The sequence below is a fragment of the Streptomyces sp. NPDC104367 genome (assembly GCF_055583825.1).
Genome location: NZ_JBVJND010000057.1, coordinates 18802 through 35944 on the forward strand (window position 1 = coordinate 18802; position 17143 = coordinate 35944).

Sequence of the window (17143 nt, forward strand, 5' to 3'; positions counted from 1 at the left end):
CAGACCTTCCCCCACCGCCAGACCCGAACGAGGTTTTCCCGTGCTGCACTTCCCCGACGGTTTCCTGTGGGGCGCCGCCACCGCCGCCCACCAGATCGAGGGCAACAACGTCAACAACGACTGGTGGCCCCGCGAGCACGCCGCCGGCACCAGCATCGTCGAGCCCTCCGGCGACGCCTGCGACAGCTACCACCGCTTCCGCGAGGACATGACCCTGCTGCGGGACGCGGGCCTGGACACCTACCGCTTCTCCATCGAGTGGAGCCGCATCGAGCCCGAGGAGGGCTTCGTCTCGCGGGCCGGCATCGACCACTACCGGCGCATGGTCGACACCGCGCTGGAACTCGGCATCACCCCGATGGTCACCCTGATGCACTTCACCGTGCCGCGCTGGTTCGCCGACGAGGGCATGTGGCGTTCGCCCAAGGCCGCCGACCGGTTCGCCCGCTACACCGAGCTGGCGCTGCCCGTCCTCGGCGACGACGTCAAGTGGGTCTGCACCATCAACGAGCCCAACATCGCCGCGATGATCGCGGGCGGCGAGGACCCGGCCAACCTGGTCGCCTACGGTCTGCCCGCGCCGGACCTCAAGGTCGCCGACACCCTGCTGGACTGCCACCGCCGCTCCCGCGAGGTGCTCTCCTCGGTCGGCGGCATCCGCTCCGGCTGGACCGTCGCCACCCAGGCCTTCCAGCCCGAGCCGGGCTGCGAGCAGGCCGCCCACGACTACGGCTACCACCGCGACGACTGGTACCTGGAGGCCGTCCGCGGCGACGACTGGGTCGGCGTCCAGGCCTACACCCGCACGATCATCGGCCCCGACGGCCCGCGCCAGGTGCCCGACGGCGTCGAGACCACCCTCACCGGCTGGGAGTACTACCCCAAGGCCCTGGAGGAGGGCGTGCGTTCGGCGTGGGAGAAGACCGGCGGCGTGCCCGTCTTCGTCACCGAGAACGGCATGGCCACCGCCGACGACAACCGCCGGATCGACTACACCCGCGGTGCCCTCAACGGCCTCCACGCGGCCATCGAGGACGGCATCGAGGTCGCCGGCTACCTGCACTGGAGCCTGCTCGACAACTACGAGTGGGCCTCCGGCTACCGGCCCACCTTCGGCCTGATCGCCGTGGACCGCCAGACGTTCGTGCGCACCCCCAAGCCGTCCCTGGGCTGGCTCGGCTCGGTCGCCCGCGCCAACGCCGTCGAGGAGGACCCGCAGCCGTGACCGCACATCCGGCCGGGGAGCCCCGCGCCGTTGCCGATGCCGTGGCCGGGCTGGACCTGGAGACCAAGGTGCGGATGCTCACCGGGGCGACGCCGTGGCGTCTGCATCCGCTGCCCGCGCTCGGCCTGCGCCCCCTGGTGTTCTCCGACGGCCCCGCCGGGGTCCGCGGCACGGGCGAGATCCCCGGCTGGACCACGGCCGCCCTGCCGTCCCCGACCGCGCTCGCCGCGACCTGGGACGAGGAGGCGCTCGCCCGCGCCGGGCGGCTGCTCGCCGCCGAGGCGCGGGCCGCCGGGGTGGACGTGCTGCTGGCTCCGCTGGTCAACCTCCAGCGGACGCCGGTGGCCGGCCGCCACTTCGAGTACTTCTCCGAGGACCCGCTGCTCACCGCCCGGCTCGCCGCCGCCCTGGTGAGCGCCCTCCAGGCCGAGCGGGTGGCCGCCTGCGCCAAGCACTTCGTGGCCAACGACTCGGAGACCGCCCGCACCTCGTACACCGCGAGGCTCGACGAGCGCACCCTGCGCGAGGTCTACCTCGCCCCCTTCGAGCACCTGGTGCGCGAGGCCGGCGTGTGGACGGTCATGTCCGCCTACTCCGGCGTCGACGACGGTGTGGAGGCGGCACCGGCCGGCTCCCACCACCGGCTGCTGACCGGCGTCCTCAAGGACGAGTGGGGCTTCGACGGGGTCGTGGTCAGCGACTGGGCCGCCACCACCGAGACCGTCGGCCCCGCCCTGGGCGGCCTTGACCTGGCGATGCCGGGCCCGCTCAGCCCCTGGTCCAGGGAGCTGGCCGAGGCGGTGCGCACCGGCGCCGTCCCCAAGGCCCTGGTGGACGACAAGGTACGGCGGATCCTGCGACTGGCCGGCCGGGTCGGCGCCCTCGGCCCGGACGGCGCCGACGCCACGGAGGCGGCCGCGCCCGTCGCCGCGTACACCCTCGGCTCCCGTGCCCCGGAGCCGGCGAACACCGGCGGACCCGCCCGTGCCGCCCGGTACGCGGACACCCTGCGGGAACTGGCGGCCGCCGCCATGGTCGTCCTGCGGCGCCCGGCCGACGGCGGCCTGCCGGTCACGGCCCCCGCCGACGTGCGGCGGATCGCGCTGATCGGCCCCAACGCCGTCACCGCCTTCGCGCAGGGCGGCGGCAGCGCCTTCGTCCAGCCGCCCTACGTGGTCGGCTTCGACGAGGGACTGCGGGCCGCGTTCCCCGGCGCCCGGGTCACCGTCGAACAGGGCGCCGACGCGGGCCGCAAGCTGCCCGACGTCGACCCCGCCGTGGTCCGCGGCACCCCGACGGTGGAACTGCTGGACCGCGCGGGCGACGTCCTCGGCTCCCTGCCCCTGGACCACTGGGAAGGCACCGTCCGGGACTTCGGCCCCCACGACGCGGAGGCGGAGACGCTGCGGCTCACCGTCGACCTGCTGCTGAAGGAGCCCGGCGAACACCTCGTCGAGGTCGGCGTGGTAGGCCGCCACAAGGTGACGGTGGACGGCCGGACGGTCGCCACCGGCACCTGGGAGGCCGACGGCACGGCCGCCGTCCTGAACTCCTCCACCAACCTGCCCGACGGCACGCCCTGCGCGGTCCTCGTCGGCGACGTGCCGCGCACGGTCCGGGTGGTGGCGGAGCTCCAGCGGCTGCGGTCACCGGAGTTCGGCGACATGTTCCGCGGTGTGCTGCGCCACGGCACCCCCGGGCCGGGCCCCGAGGCGCTGCTGTCCTCGGCCGTCGCGGCGGCCGAGGAAGCCGACCTCGTGGTCCTCGTCGTCGGTACGACCGAGGAGGTCGAGTCGGAGGGCTGGGACCGCGACTCGCTGGCCCTGCCCGGCGACCAGGACGCCCTGGTCGAGGCGGTGCTGTCGGTCGCGCCCGACGCGATCGTGGTCGTCAACGCGGGCGCGCCCGTCCAACTCCCCTGGCTGGAGCGGGCGGCCACCGTCCTGTGGTCGTGGTTCCCCGGACAGGAGGCGGGCCACGCGCTGGCCGACGTCCTCACCGGCCGCACCGAACCCGCGGGCCGGCTGCCGTGGACACTCCCGGGGCCCGACCCGCTCGTGCCCTCGGTCGTCCCCGACGCGGACGGGGTGCTGGACTACACCGAGGGCCTGCACCCGGGCTACCGCGGCTGGCTGCGGGCGGACCGCGCACCGGCCGCGCCGTTCGGGCACGGGCTCGGCTGGACGGACTGGACCTACGGCCCGGCATCCGCCCGCCCGGCCGCCGACGGCACGGTCACGGTGACGGTCGACGTCACCAACTCCGGCCCCCGGCAAGGCTCCGAGGTCGTCCAGGTCTACCTCTCCGCCCCCGCCGGCGGACCGGACCGCCCCGCCCGCTGGCTGGCCGGCTTCGCCCGGGTCGGCACGGCACCCGGCACGACCGAACGCGTCGGGATCCGGCTGGCCCGCCGCGCCTTCGAGGTCTGGAACCCGGGCAGCGCGGGCTGGGAGATCCCGCCCGGCACGTACACCGTGCACGTGGGCCGCTCGGTCACCGACGTCCGGAGCACCTGCTCGGTCACCTGCCCGGCATCCGGCTGACCGGACGGCGCGTGCGGCGGGCACGGGTCACAGGGACCCGCGTCCGCCGCACAGAGGGTGGGGCGCCCGGCCGTCAGTTGGTGTAGACGGAGGGAGAACCGCTGACGCTGCTGTCGACGACAGGGGCGTAGGCGGCCGTGAAGTACCCGCTGGAGTTGCACAGCGACGAACCGGACGTCTTGGTGAAGACCTGGTTCGTGAAGGTCAGGCTGTTGTCGGTGTTGGAGCTCACCGCGGCGAGGCTGGAGGCCTGGTAGACGCAGGTGACGGTGCCCAGCAGGGTGGAGAGCACCACCGTGGACTGGATGGTGCTGCCCGAGGCCGGGGCCACCGTCACGGCGCCGGCCGAGGTGGCCGACGTGGTGTAGGGCAGGTTGTTGACGGTGACGCTCTGCACACCGGTGACACCGAGGACGTTGCTGGTGCAGCCGCTGAAGGTCTGGGCGGTCGCGGACTCGGTCGCCGTCCCCGGAGAGGCCGGGTTCGACGTCACCGTGGCGGTCAGCGTCGAGCCGGTGCAGGTGATGCCGGTCGAGCCGCCGCTGGCGGTGGCGAGCGACGCCTTGGTGCCGCTCGACAGCGAGGCGGTGAGCACGTCACCGACGGCGACGGCGGTGCCGCCGGCGCTGCCGTAGGTGAGCACCGAGCTGGCCGCGGAGGCGGAGGCGGCCGGGAGGAACGTCAGGGCCGACAGGGCGGCGGTGACGGCTAAGGCGGAGACGGCGTATCTGCGCATGCGGGTGTCCTCTTTCGGGCGTGCGGGTGTGACGCGGAAGGGGCCGCGGTCCCGGAGGTGGAACGGGGACGGTGACCCGGCATGGTTGTCCCCCCGGAGGGGGAGAACCGGACCGGTGCGCGTTGCTGATGGCCGACCCGGCGTCAGGAACGCCGGTGTGCTTGTTGGCGTCTTGCGGGTGCGTGACACTGACGGATCCGGCGGGTCGTCCGGCCGCCGGTTCCGCGTGAGAAGAAAACCTGTGAAGGTTGTAAACCTGACGAGTATTCAACGTCAAGGCGTAATACGTGAGTTCATGAGGAAGGGCGTGATATGGCAGCAGTTCCGTCGATGCCGCCTGCCCTGGTGCTGCCCGGCACCCGCAAGGGGCGCGACCCGGAGCGCTCGCTGCGGCGCGGTCCGCGCCGCACCTCGCCCGAGGCCGTCGCCGCCAACCAGCGGGACCGGCTGCTGGACGGGTTCGTCCGCACCGTCGCCCAGGTCGGCTACGCCCGCACCCGGGTCAGCGACATCTGCCAGGCGGCCGGGGTCACCAGACCGGTCTTCTACGAGCTCTTCAAGGGCAAGGAGGACGCCTTCCTCGCCGCCCACCAGCACGGCACCTCGCTGGTCTTCGCCGCGATGGAGGAGGCCCATGCCACCGCCCCGGACTGGCCGGGGCAGATCCGCGCCGGACTCGGCGCGCTGCTCCTGATCCTCGCCGAGGCACCCGCGTTCGCGGCGATGGCGATCGTGGAGATCGACGCGGTCGGACCCGCCGGACGCGAGGCCCGGGAACATCTGCTGACCCGCTTCCGGGACTACTTCACCGACCTGCCCGCCATGGAACTCCCCGTCCCCGAGCAGGAGTTGGTCGACACGGTGGTCGGAGGGGTGTACTCGGCGATCTACCGCCGGATAGCCGCCGGCCGGACCGCCGAACTGCCCGACCTGCTGCCCGGCCTGGCCTTCTCCGTGCTCGCCCCGTTCCTCGGACCGGAACGCGCCGCCGCCTGCCTGGCCGACCCGCCCCCCGCCACCGGCCCCCTCCCGGCCTGCCTGAACCCGGAGCCCTGAACCCGGAGCCCCGGGCGCGAGGTCCGCCCCGGAGCAGGCCGAGGTCGTCGAGTTCCTTGTGGAGGCCGGCGCGTGTGCCCTCGGGCCGCTGTTCCGGTGCACCACCGGACACCGCCCGGCCGGCATCCCCGCCCGAGCCGTCCCGTGCGCGCCGGTCCCGACGGAGTACCCGACCCCACCACCATGATCCGGCGTCCGCGACCGGAACCCGCCGCCGGCCGGGTGCCCGCCGCTGCCGTCGGGCACCCGCCTTCGGGCTCAGAAGTCGTCGGCGCCGTTGCGGAGTTCGGGCGTCCAGTAGCCGGTGAGCGCCTTCGCCGGGTCGGCGGCGATGCCTTCGCTGCCGGGCGCCTCGACGGTGATGACCGTCGCGTCGTCGCCCTCCAGCGTGACGGAGAACGCCGACACGGGCTCGTTCTCCTCGTCCGCGCCGCCGTCCGACACCTTCAGCACCGCGTACGCCGGGGCCCCCGCCGCCAGCACGACGGCCGTCGCCGGCTTGCTCTTCGCGACCGCCGGGACATCCTGCTTGTGGCTCTCCAGGAGCTGGACGTGCGGGAAGCCCGCCAGGCGGCACGCGTGCCCGGACGTGTTCTTCGCCGTCAGAACCAGGTGCGTGTACGGCGGACCGTCCTGCGTGGCGGCGCTGACGGTGACGTCACCGGCCGTGCACACCGGGGTGGAGCCGGCCGCCTGCCCGCCGGCCGAACCCGAGGAGCCCTGCGATCCGGTCGAACCGGTCGTTCCCGTCGATCCGGTCGCCCCCGCCGAACCGGTCGTCGCCGACGTGCCCTCGGCCTTGTCGGCCGCCGCCGACCCGCTCGCCGACGAGGCCGTCGCGGAGGCCGCGCCGCTGTCGTCGGCCCCCTGGCAGGCGGTGAGGGAGAGGGCGAGTGCCGCGCCGGCGACGGCGAGCAGGGCGGGACGGCGCAGAAGAGAGTTCATGAAGGGGTTCCCCGATGAAGTGGTGCGGAGCCGCGGGCCGTTGCCGGCGGCCAAGGTGATCAGATCGGTGCTGCACGGTCCGGACCGCCCCGCCCCGTCCGGTGACGGACAGCGGGGCGGGCACGAACGCGTGTCCTCAGTCGATCACCAAGTGCCTTCCTCTCCCAGGCAGTTCACCCGGCAGAACTACCGTCCGTCATACTTCTGCCGGTGGCTCCCGCAGGTGGAGCCGGACGAACGGGGCTTCAACAGTGCGCGGTGCCACGCCTGCCGGCGGCGACTTCGGGCAGCGGCTGCGCCGGCTGAGGACGCGCGCGGGCCTCAGCCAGGAGGCCCTCGCCCACGCGGCCGGGGTCAGCGTCAGGGCACTGGCGGACATGGAACGCGGGCGCACCCGGGGGCCGCAGCGCCGTACCGTCCGGGCACTGGCCGAAGCGATGGGTCTGGACGGCGACGAGGCGGCCCACCTGGAGGACTCCGCCGCCCAGGGCCGCCCGCGCCCCCGCACCGCCGACGGCCCGGCCGCGCACTCCATCCTGGCCCTCCCGCGGGACCTCGGGGACTTCACCGCGCGCGCCCCCGCCCTCGCCCGGCTGCTGGAACTCGCCCACGACGCCGAGGACGGCCGGCCGGCGGTCACCGTCGTCACCGGTCAGCCGGGGCTGGGCAAGACGGCGTTCGCCGTGCACGCCGCGCACCGCCTCGCCCCGCACTTCCCCGACGGGCAGTTCGCCCTGGACCTGCGCGGCATGGACCCCGAGCCCACCCCGCCCCGGGACGCGCTGTCCCGGCTGCTGGGCGCGATGGGCGTCGCCGACGGCGCGATACCGGCCGGCACCGACGACCGCGCGGGCCTGTGGCGCTCGCTGGCCGGCGACCGGCGCCTGCTCCTGCTGCTCGACAACGCCGCCGACGAGGACCAGGTCCGCCCCCTGCTGCCCGGCACCGGACCGTCCCTGACGCTCGTCACCAGCCGCCACTCGCTGGCGGGTCTGGAGTCCGTCCACCGCAGCGACCTGGCGCTGCTGCGCCGCGAGGAGGCGGTCGAACTCCTCACCCGCATCCTGGGCCCGGAACGCGTCCAGGCCGAGGCACAGGCCGCGCGGGACCTCGCCGACCTGTGCGGACATCTGCCGCTCGCCGTCCGGATCGCGGGCCAGCGGCTGCTGAGCCGGCCCCACGAACGGCTCGGCAAACTCGCCGCCCGCCTCGCCGCCGAAGGACGGCGCCTCGACGGCCTTCGGGCCGGCAGCCTGCAGGTGCGCGCCGCCTTCGCGCTCTCCTACCGGCAACTCGCCCCGGAAACGGCGACCTTCCTGCGCCGGGCCGCACTGGCCGCCGGTGCGGACCTCAGCCCCGAGACCGGCGCGCTGCTGGCCGGGCTGTCCCACGACGAGGCCTACGCCTGTGCCGAGGAACTGACCGATGCCGGACTGCTCCAGAGCGCCCCCGACGCCGAGCGGTACCGCTTCCACGACCTGCTCAGGCTCTACGCGGCGGAGCAGACCGCGACCGAGGACGGCCCCGGCGACCGCGCCGCCGCCCTCGACCGCACCGACCGCTGGATGCTGCGCCGGGCCACCGCCGCCGCGCTCCACTTCGAGGTCGACCCGGCGCCGGCCGCACTCCACGAGGACCCGGACCCGGACACGGCCCCCGTCGGCCGGGACGAGGCGCGCGCCTGGCTGGAGGCCGAGCGGGCCCAGTGGCTCGCCGCACTGCGCCGGGCCCACGAGCAGGGCCGGCACCGGGAGGTCCTGGACACGGCGGAGGCCATGCACTGGTTCTCCGACGTCACCCAGCACTGGGAACACTGGGTCGAGGTGTTCGCGTGCGCCGCCGACTCCGCCCGCGCACGGGGCAGCCGACGGGAGGAGGCGGTCCACCTCAACTACCTCGCCTGGGCCCACAACCTCTGCGTCCACGACCCCGACGCCGCCCTGACCTCCGCCGACGCCGCGCTCACCGCCGCCCGCGACTGCGGGGACGGCCTCCAGGAGGGCTGGGCGCTCGGCTACGGCGCGGGCGCGCTGCACCGGCTGGGCCGGACCGAGGAGGCCCACGAGCGGCTGCGCCGGTCCGCCCGCCGCCTCGCCGCCCAGGACTCCCCGCAGGCCCGGCTGGCCGAACTGACCATCCTCAACACCCTGGGCACCCTGCTGCGGCAGACGGGCCGGGCGGCGGAAGCCCTCGACATCCACCGCCGCAGCGAACGGATCTGCCGGGCGGGCGTGCCGGGCCGAACGGCCGAGCTGATCGGCCTCTACCACGCGGTCGCCCGGCAGCAGATCGGCAACGACCTGGCGGCCCTGGAGCGCTGGCACGAGGCCGAACCGCCCCTGCGGCAGGCACTCGCCGACTTCGAGGCCGCCCAGATGCCGGCCTGGGCCGAACAGGCCCGGCTCGACCTGGGCAGGGCACTCGCCGCCACGGGACACCCCGAGGCACGGCAGACGCTCCTCGCCGCCCGCGACGCCCTCGCCGCGCTGAGAAGCCCGCGACAGGTCGAGGCGGCCGCCGCCCTCGCCGACCTCGAACGGACATCCGCCGTCGGGTGAGACCGGCGGCCCGGCCCCCGCCCCCGTCAGGGCTTGCGGGCCACTCCGCCGTAGAACCCGGCCTGGGCGTCGGTGATGTCGGCCAGCGGCTGGTCCGGTTCCGGGTGCCAGCGATGGGTCACGGCCAGCCCGGGCGGCAGCAGCTCCAGCCCGTCGAAGAACCGGAGGATCCCGGCCCGGGAGCGCAGCTGGATCGGGATGCGGGCGCGGACGTACACGTCCTGGGTCCGGGCCATGCCCACCGGGTCGAAGTCGGTGGTGCCGTGGCTCAGGGTGAGGAAACTGCCGGCCGGCAGGGCGTCGAGCAGGTCGCGCACTATGCCGTGCGCGCCGTGGTCGTCCGGCACGAAGTGCATCAGCGCGCACAGGCTCAGTGCGATCGGCCGCCCGAAGTCGAGGGTCGCGCGGGTCTCGACGGCCTCCAGGATGGCCCGCGGGTCCCGCACGTCCGCCTGTACGTAGGCGACCCGCCCCTCGGGCGCGCCGTGCAGCAGCGCCCGGGCGTGGGCCAGGACGATCGGGTCGTTGTCGGCGTAGACCACCCGGGCCTCGGGAGCCTGCGCCTGCGCGACCTGGTGCAGGTTCGGCTCGGTCGGTACGCCGGTGCCGATGTCGAGGAACTGCCGCACCCCGTGGTCACGGGCCAGCACCCGCACGGCCCGGTGCATGAACAGCCGGTTGGCGCGGGCGAAGGTACGGGCGTCGGGGGTGTGGCCGAGCACCTGCTCCGCCGCCTCCGCGTCCACCGGGTAGTGGTCCTTGCCGCCCAGGTAGTAGTCGTACATGCGGGCGGGGTGCGGCTTGCTGGTGTCTATGGGCGCCTGCCCACGACCTGACTCCGCTAACAAAAGCGCTCTCCTCGGCTCTGCACGGCGGGCACTCGCCCTGGTCCCGGCGGGTATGGAGCGTCACCCGCAGCGCACCCTACCGGTCATGAGCCGGTCATGAGCCCGTCATGAGGTCGAACCGAGTCCCGGTTCGCTCTCCGGCGGGCAGGGGAACCGGCCGTCCGGGCCCCAGTGGGTGACGGGGTCCGCGCTCGTGGCCAGGGCGCCGCACGTGAGGTCGGTGACGGTGGTACCGGCCGGGGTGATCTCCCGGATGTGGACCTCCTTGCCGTGCGGGTACTTGTCGCCGTTGCCCAGCGTCATGATGCCGGACTGGCCGACGTAGTCCCGCACGCCCGGCGACTGGAGGAAGGTGACGACCGCGCTCGGGGTGAAGTCCGGGTCGGTCCCGGAGATCTCGGTCATCACCCCGAAGAGGATCTTCACGGCGTCGTAGCCGGCCGCCGCGTCGCTGTCGGTGGAGACCCGGTACGCCGCCCGGAAGCTCCGCGCGAAGGGGCCGTCGGGGTCGGGCTGGCTGAACTGGCTGTAGAACAGCGTGAGGGAGCCGTAGTTCTGCGGCATCAGCTCCGGGTGCAGCACCAGGTCCGGTGCCGAGCTCTCGGCCAGCACCGCCACACGGCCGCCGCGCGTACGGCAGTTCTTGTCGCCCTGGAGGTAGTAGAAGAGGTCGTGCATGACGCTGGAGCGGCCGGCGTACAGCACGAAGCCGTCGGTCTGACGGACGAGGGTGCACACGTTCGCGGCGACGGCCGGAGTCTGGCTGCCGCCGTCCGACTCCCGGTAGGGGACCAGCCGCACCGGGCCCGAACCGGCGTAGTCCGAGCGGAACTTGGCCATGAGGTCGGCGCTGAAGTAGGTGTCGTTCGGGTCGAAGACGACGATCGCGGCCGGTGCCTTGCGGCCGGGCGCGGACCTCGTCAGGGCGTGCAGCTCGGGGGAGAGGCCGGCGAAGGACGCCATGACGTGGGCCACGCGTTCGTCGGGCGGCGACAACTGGAAGTACGACACCGGGGAGTTCCCGCCGACCATGGCCTGGCCGGTGACCCCGGTGCCGAGCACCGGGATTCCCCGGGCGCCCAGTTCGACGGCGGCCTGGAGCGACTCGGGGCGGCTCTGGGTGAGGCCGAAGACGGCGGCGATGCGGTCCCGGGCCGTCCGGTCGACGATCATCCGCGAGACGTCGGTGCGGCTGAGGTTCTTTGTGTTGAGGCCGCCGAGCGAGCCGTAGTGGAAGTACTCGCCCGCGTTCGCCACCAGCAGTCGCACCGGCACCTGGTGCTTGAGGTTGAGGGAGTTGACCTCCTTCTGGGCGAGCAGCGCCCCGCGCAGGATCTGCAGACCGGTCGGCACGGTGCGCCGGGACTGCGACCCGACGCTCAGCGGTGCGAAGAAGACCAGGGTCCGGTACGGCTTGGACCGGTCGACCCGCGCGTTCTGACTGCCCAGGGTCCGCTCCAGGTCCCGCAGTTGGGACGCGTACAGGCCGTGCGCGAGATCGCAGCCGTCGCTGCCGTCGGTCAGTCCGACCACCTCGCCGGTCCTGACCCGCAGACAGGACGCGACCGGCGCGCCCCTGCCGTCGTCGGCCGCGGCGGGCGACTTCGGCGGCATCACCACGTACCAGACGGCACCGGCGGCCAGCAGCAGCGCCGTCGCGGCCGCGACGGGCCGGGACCAGCCCTGGTGGCGACCGCCCCGCACCCGCACGGTGGGACGCACGGCCAGCCGGTCGGCGGCGCTGCCCCGGTCCGAGGCACGCGGCAGCACCACCGTGTGCACGGCCCGAGCCGGCCGCCCGGCGGCCCCGGACGCGTAGAGCGCGGCGATCTCCCGGGCCTGGTCCGGCGCATCGCCCTGGCCCGCCGGCCGGGCGGCGTACGGCGGGACGTCCGCGGTGCCCGCGCCCAGCACCAGCAGCGGGCAGTCGGGGGTGTCCTCGGCCACGTCGGCGAAGGTGTCGAGGAATCGGCGGCTGGGTGTTCCCTCGGCACCGACGTCCGGCAGCAGCACCACGAAGGACCAGGGCCGCCGTGGCCCGCGCCGGCTCCAGAACGGCGGCCGGGCCGCCCTGGCCAGGTCGCGGATGAGCGCGGTGAGCAGGATCTGACGGACCACCGCCGCGTCACGGGCCGCCGCCGTACGGGCCTCCGGCTGCGGTGTCCCGTCGGCGTCCGCGGACCGCGCCCGCAGGTGCGCCTCGCGCAGGGCGACCGCCGCACCGAGGAAGCTGCGCCCGGTCTCGCCGAGCATGCCGGCCACCCAGCGGCGGCGGTGCCCCCGGTCGAGCCGGACGCCGTACCACCAGCGCCACAGCAGTGCCACCGGTACGGCCGCCGCCCGCAGCAGGGCCGTCACCTTCCGGGGACCCAGGTCCTCGCTGAGCCGGGTGACCTCGGGCCCGAGGCCGAAGGTCCAGGCATGGCGGCCGTAGAGCAGGTTCCGCATGGCCGGACGGCCGTTCACCGTGCCGTCCGGGAAGCCGCCGCGCAGCACCGACAGACAGACCTCGAACTCGCTCAGGCGCAGCGCACCCGCTCCGGCCGGCATGGTGCCGCCCAGTCTGCGCGCGATCTTGTCGAGCAGGGCGAGGGACGGCGCCAGGGCCGGCGAACCGTCCTCCGGCGCGGGTTCACAGGCCAACTGCGCCTCGTCCACGAGGGCATGGGGAACGAGGCTCTCCAGACTGCCCGCCTCCACCGGGTCACGCCGCACCAGCCGCCACCGGTACGCCCGCACCAGGGCGCTCGGGTCCGAGGCGTTCCCCTCGGGCGTGGCGGGGGAGGAGGGATCGCCCGGCTCCTCGGGCGCGCGCACGAACAGCAGCGCGGGGAGCCGGAGTTCGGCCGACCGCCGCAGCCGCGGTATCCCGCTCTGCCGGTCGGCCGCGTAACGGTCGACGACGCGCACGATCTCGTCGAATCCACTGGGCAGGACGGGGTCGACCTCGTCCTCGGGCAGTCGGTGCAGCACTCGTGACCTCCGGGTGTCCGGGCAGGGGACGAGCAGCCTAGAGCCGGACGGAAGGGGTCCACCGCACTCTCCGGTCATTCATCGCTTATTGACCGAACGTGAGTGTGCGGCGTCGGAACCTGTCGCCCGTTCCGCCCAGCGGAATCACGAACGACACCCGAGTGCCCGTCCCCCAGGCTGGCGGCAGGAGAGAACACACAAGGGGGACCCATGAGAGAACCATCGAGCACACGGCGGCATCGGGCGCTCGCCGAGGCGGCCGCCGGGCTGCGAAGGCGCATGGCCCGGGCGGCACGCGGCCCCAGGGCCGTGGTGCTGGTCGTGGCGGCGCTCATCGCCACGGCCTTCGCCGTGACGCCCGCCTACGCGGACGATCCCGGACTGAACTGCGCGGTCACCGCGACCGCCACGATCACGGTGACGCCGTCCCCAGTCCTCTACGGCCAGAACGCCCTGGTGCAGTGGAGCGCGGACTGCGTGGCGAACACGGCCGAGGACGCGCTGGTGATCAGCGGGCCCGGCTTCGACCCGTCCACCACCGTCTTCCCGGTCGGCGGCGGATCGCAGTCGGTCTTCATCAGCCAGACGGGGACCGTCACCTGGAACGTCACGGTGGTCGACCTGTCCTCGGACACCGGCTACAGCAGGAGCCTCGCCTCCGTCTCGGCGTCGGTCGCCGGTGTGACGACCGTGCCCGACGTCCGCGGCGACACGCAGACACAGGCCGGCCAGGCGCTCTTTGCCGCCGGGTACGTGCTCGGCGGTGTGAGCACCGTCGTCGACTGCGACAACGTCGACCGGGTGCGCTCGCAGAGCCCGAGCGCGGGCACCGTGCTCCTGCCGGGATCAGCCGTCTCGATCACCCTCGGCAGGAAGCCCACCCCGCCCGCCCAGTGCGACTGACCGCCTGACCCGCCGGATCACCACCCACGGCACGCCCCGGCCGCCCGAAGCACCCGGTCAGTAGGCGTGATGGACCTGCCAGAAGGCCCAGGCCTGGCAGGGGCTGCCGTAGGTGGTGTTCATGTAGTTGAGGCCCCACTTGATCTGCGTGGCCGGGTTGGTCTGCCAGTCCGCGGCGACGGAGGCCATCTTGGAGCCGGGCAGGGCCTGGACCAGCCCGTAGGCGCCGGAGGAGGGGTTGACCGCCAGATAGTTCCAGGTGGACTCGTGGTCCACGATGTTGCTGAAGCACTGGAACTGACCGCTGCCGACGATCTGCGCGGCCATCGCCTTGAGCTGCGCCACGGTGTAGGAGCTCTGCACCGGAAAGCCGGCCCCGGGGTCGCCGGCCGCGGCCTTGGCCGCCGCCGCCTTCTCGGCCTCGGCCCTCTTCGCCTCCGCGGCCTTGGCGGCCGCGGTCCGAGCGGCGTGCTCGGCGGTCCTCCTGGCGTTCGCGTCCGCCTGTACGGCCATGGCGTCGGCCTGCAGGGTCAGCGAGGCGCTCTCCACCCGGGCCTGGTGGCCCACGGGTATGTCCGCGAGGAGGGTGGCGTCGGACGCCGTCGCCTCCGCGTCGTCCTTGGGTGCGCTGTTCGCCGAGGCCACCCCGGCGACGCTTCCGACGGCGGCGACCGCGGTGGCCGAGGCGACCGCGAGCCCCCGCACCGACAACCGGCCCACGCGCTTCCCTCCCTCTTCGCCCGAGCCGCCACCCGAGAACACCGGCGGCAGCATCTCGCTTGCACAGTAAGGCAGTTGAAGCACTCTCGCGCGCTTTCCCGCTGGACGCAATCACGGGGGAGGTCCGGTATCGGCCGGTTCCCGTATGGCGGGCGGGGTCGGCCGGCCGTAACCTTGGCTTCGGTAGCCGAAGGTAATCTTGCGAGCGCTGTTCGTCGTGAGTGGCCGGTGTAATCCGGCTGTTGCTCTGCGATAGTGCACAACCGTCCACTAGAGTTGCTGCGCACCATCCGGACGGATCGGGGGATCGGGAGGACTGAGGTGGTGCATGGGGGGAGACCCTTGTGGCGCAGAAGCAGCCTGTGCGGCAACGAGAGCGAGTGCGTGGAGGTCGCGGTGGAGCCTGGCCGTGTGCTGGCCCGTGACTCGAAGGTTCCCGCCGCGGCTGTCGTGACGTTCACCGCCGGCGTCTGGTCCGATTTCCTGGACGCCGTGAGGGCAGGAGAGTTACAGGACCCGTGACGTTCTTGACCAGCCGGCCGCAAAGGGGAGGGGGGCGTATGGATGCCGGAGCATCGGCCGTTCAGCGTCCGGGCAGGAAGGTCCGCAGCCGTACGGCGGCAGTGGGCGGAGCGATCACCTTCACGCTCGCCGTGGGCACAGTCGCGACTCTGGCGGCAGCGATCGCTTCAACGCTGGTTGACAGCGTTGTCCTCAAGCGCGTCCTGTGGATCGCCGTGGCCGTGATCGTCGCGGTCAGCGCCGGCCTGTGGCGCGCGGGTGCGTCGTCTAGTGAGTCTGCTCGGGGCTCTGATCCCCTTCCGCACGGTTCCGAGGCGCGCTCGCCTCACTGACCTGTGCGGCACGCCGACGGGCCTGGGCCCGCCTCGCCCACATCGTCAGCCCGCTCAGCAGGCCGGCCCCGACCACGCTGAGCGTGCTCGTCCCGGCCGCGGGCAGCGACAGCTTGAGGCTGGCGGCCTTGGCTATGACGAACATGGGTATCACCACGATCGCCAGACCGGCCAGGCCGAACGCCCCGATCAGGGCCGCCATCCGGAACTGCGACTTCCCGCGTGCCGCCTCCAGTTGCAGCGTGTTCGCCGTGCGTGCCTTCTCTATCGCGATCAGGTTCTGTGCCTGGGCGGGGTCCTGGATGGCCTGCGCCATGAGGACCTCGTCCGTCGTCCTGTCCGCCGGCTCCGTGCCGTCGGGTGTCTGCGTCTGGGCCCGCACCCACTCCAGCGGGCGCTGCCATACCGGCCTGGAGACCACTTGTGGCCTTCCCGCTGGCGTCCCGTCGCCGTTGACGGGTGCCCGGCTGTTAACGGACTCCGAGGTCCTGCTGGATACGGCTGATCAGATCGGCCGACTCGGTCGCGCCGAGAGCCACGTCGGTGATCGTGCGGAAGCATTCCTGGTAGCGGGCCAGCAGGTGCAGGTCCTCACCGCCGGTCATGCTGCCGGCGGCATGCTCCAAGTAGAGGAGGTCGTCGTCGTCCGGGAATCCGAGCAGTACGAAGCTGCCCAGCGTGCTGTAGTGCGCTCCCGCCTCGAACGGCAGCACCCGCACGGAGACTTCCCGGCGTTCGCCGAGTTCGAGCAGATGATCCAGCTGTTCGCCGAGTACCTCCTTGCCTCCGATCTCACGTCGTACGGCCGCCTCGTCCAGGACGAACACGCAGGCGGGCCGTCCTGAGCCGTCGAACATCCGCTGCTTGCGTTCCATCCGGAGGTCGACGACCCTGTGGAACGTGTCCTGCGCCAAGTCGCGGGGGGCCAGCAGGGCTTCGGCGTAGGCGCGGGTCTGCAGGTGTCCCGGCACCACGATGGGATGGTAGGTGTGCAGCGACGCCGCCGCTCCCTCGTACCCCAGGTACTGGGCGAACTGCGGGGTGAGGACCTCGTGGTAGCTCGACCACCAGCTCGGCCCCTTGCTGCCCCGCGCGGCCTGCTCCAGATCCTGGACCTGCTCGGTGGCGGTCACCCGGTAGATGCCGAGCAGGGCCCGCAGATCGCTGACCGACACGCCGACCGTCCCGGTTTCGACCCGGATCAGCTTCGACTGGGACCACTCGACCCGCTCGGCCGCCTCCCGCTGGGTCAGGCCGACACGCTCACGCGCCTGACGCAGCGCCAGGCGTAGCTTGCGCCTGTTCAGGCTGGGGTCGATCTGCTGAGTCATAGCCGCTCCGCTCCGTCTCCGCGCACGTACCCGCATCCTCTTCGGCCATGCACAGAAAGTTCCTAGCTCTTCGCATCGCTCATTATGCTCCGAGCTTTCTGCATAGAGCCAAACGAACTTGTCGGAAACGAGCGGAGCGTCACACCCGACGAGAGCGGACCACCGCGACCTGCGCGGCGACACGGCTCGTCCCTGCTCAACGTCACAGCCTTCGCCTGCGCTCCCGAACAGCCCGTCTTTTTCGCAGAGATGGCGCACATGGGAGCGCGCAGGGGGCGCGCAATGTATGCGCCGCGATCCCAACGCGCCCCGCGCGCCCGCGCCTGGGGGTCGCCGAGCGTGATGACCGGTCACCGCGCCCCCGTTATGTTCTTCGCGGCTCCGCAATGGGGCCGCTGGCCTCCGGGCCCGGCATGACTGTGTCCCCCTGTCGAACGGATGACCTGGGGGG

13 protein-coding genes are annotated in these 17143 nt (G+C 73.3%); 6 read left to right on the forward strand and 7 right to left on the reverse strand.

Annotated elements, in window-relative coordinates; genetic code table 11:
- Nucleotides 1-40 precede the first annotated feature (40 nt).
- Both ACZ619_RS43990 and ACZ619_RS43995 read left to right on the forward strand, forming a co-directional pair.
- Complete coding sequence (locus tag ACZ619_RS43990; RefSeq protein ID WP_469611593.1) at nucleotides 41-1225, forward strand: glycoside hydrolase family 1 protein; 1185 nt, start codon at nucleotides 41-43, stop codon at nucleotides 1223-1225.
- Nucleotides 1222-3768: a beta-glucosidase gene (locus ACZ619_RS43995; protein ID WP_469611594.1), complete on the forward strand. Its 2547-nt coding sequence runs from the start codon at nucleotides 1222-1224 to the stop codon at nucleotides 3766-3768. The genes ACZ619_RS43990 and ACZ619_RS43995 overlap by 4 nt, the downstream gene beginning before the upstream one ends.
- A 73-nt stretch (nucleotides 3769-3841) precedes the next feature.
- On the opposite strand, the gene ACZ619_RS44000 is transcribed toward ACZ619_RS43995, so the two are convergent.
- Nucleotides 3842-4504: a Tat pathway signal sequence domain protein gene (locus tag ACZ619_RS44000; RefSeq protein WP_469611595.1), complete on the reverse strand. Its 663-nt coding sequence runs from the start codon at nucleotides 4502-4504 to the stop codon at nucleotides 3842-3844.
- Nucleotides 4505-4816: 312 nt separating this feature from the next.
- Between ACZ619_RS44000 and ACZ619_RS44005 the strand changes: the two genes are divergently transcribed.
- Nucleotides 4817-5560, forward strand: coding sequence for a TetR/AcrR family transcriptional regulator (locus tag ACZ619_RS44005; RefSeq protein WP_469611596.1), 744 nt, complete (start codon nucleotides 4817-4819; stop codon nucleotides 5558-5560).
- Nucleotides 5561-5818: 258 nt separating this feature from the next.
- On the opposite strand, the gene ACZ619_RS44010 is transcribed toward ACZ619_RS44005, so the two are convergent.
- Nucleotides 5819-6505, reverse strand: coding sequence for a DUF4232 domain-containing protein (locus ACZ619_RS44010; protein WP_469611597.1), 687 nt, complete (start codon nucleotides 6503-6505; stop codon nucleotides 5819-5821).
- A 251-nt stretch (nucleotides 6506-6756) separates the two neighbouring features.
- Between ACZ619_RS44010 and ACZ619_RS44015 the strand changes: the two genes are divergently transcribed.
- Nucleotides 6757-9063, forward strand: coding sequence for a helix-turn-helix domain-containing protein (locus ACZ619_RS44015; protein WP_469611598.1), 2307 nt, complete (start codon nucleotides 6757-6759; stop codon nucleotides 9061-9063).
- Between the two features lie 26 nt (nucleotides 9064-9089).
- On the opposite strand, the gene ACZ619_RS44020 is transcribed toward ACZ619_RS44015, so the two are convergent.
- Both ACZ619_RS44020 and ACZ619_RS44025 read right to left on the reverse strand, forming a co-directional pair.
- Nucleotides 9090-9911 (reverse strand): SAM-dependent methyltransferase, encoded by an 822-nt coding sequence (locus ACZ619_RS44020; protein WP_469611599.1) that lies wholly within the window; start codon nucleotides 9909-9911, stop codon nucleotides 9090-9092.
- A gap of 105 nt (nucleotides 9912-10016) precedes the next feature.
- The gene (locus ACZ619_RS44025; RefSeq protein ID WP_469611600.1) at nucleotides 10017-12884 is read right to left on the reverse strand and encodes a hypothetical protein; all 2868 of its coding nucleotides are present in this window, start codon (nucleotides 12882-12884) and stop codon (nucleotides 10017-10019) included.
- Between the two features lie 210 nt (nucleotides 12885-13094).
- Here ACZ619_RS44025 and ACZ619_RS44030 point away from each other — a divergent pair, with 210 nt between their 5' ends.
- Nucleotides 13095-13787: a PASTA domain-containing protein gene (locus ACZ619_RS44030; RefSeq protein WP_469611601.1), complete on the forward strand. Its 693-nt coding sequence runs from the start codon at nucleotides 13095-13097 to the stop codon at nucleotides 13785-13787.
- Between the two features lie 57 nt (nucleotides 13788-13844).
- Here ACZ619_RS44030 and ACZ619_RS44035 read toward each other — a convergent pair whose 3' ends face one another.
- Complete coding sequence (locus ACZ619_RS44035; RefSeq protein WP_469611602.1) at nucleotides 13845-14507, reverse strand: aggregation-promoting factor C-terminal-like domain-containing protein; 663 nt, start codon at nucleotides 14505-14507, stop codon at nucleotides 13845-13847.
- Nucleotides 14508-14831: 324 nt separating this feature from the next.
- Here ACZ619_RS44035 and ACZ619_RS44040 point away from each other — a divergent pair, with 324 nt between their 5' ends.
- Entirely contained in the window at nucleotides 14832-15029 is a 198-nt protein-coding gene (locus ACZ619_RS44040; protein ID WP_469611606.1) for a DUF397 domain-containing protein, read from the forward strand.
- 267 nt (nucleotides 15030-15296) lie between these two features.
- On the opposite strand, the gene ACZ619_RS44045 is transcribed toward ACZ619_RS44040, so the two are convergent.
- Nucleotides 15297-15782 (reverse strand): hypothetical protein, encoded by a 486-nt coding sequence (locus tag ACZ619_RS44045; protein WP_469611603.1) that lies wholly within the window; start codon nucleotides 15780-15782, stop codon nucleotides 15297-15299.
- Between the two features lie 49 nt (nucleotides 15783-15831).
- On the reverse strand, nucleotides 15832-16692 hold the full coding sequence (locus ACZ619_RS44050; protein ID WP_469611604.1) for a helix-turn-helix domain-containing protein: 861 nt from the start codon (nucleotides 16690-16692) through the stop codon (nucleotides 15832-15834).
- Nucleotides 16693-17143: the final 451 nt, after the last annotated feature.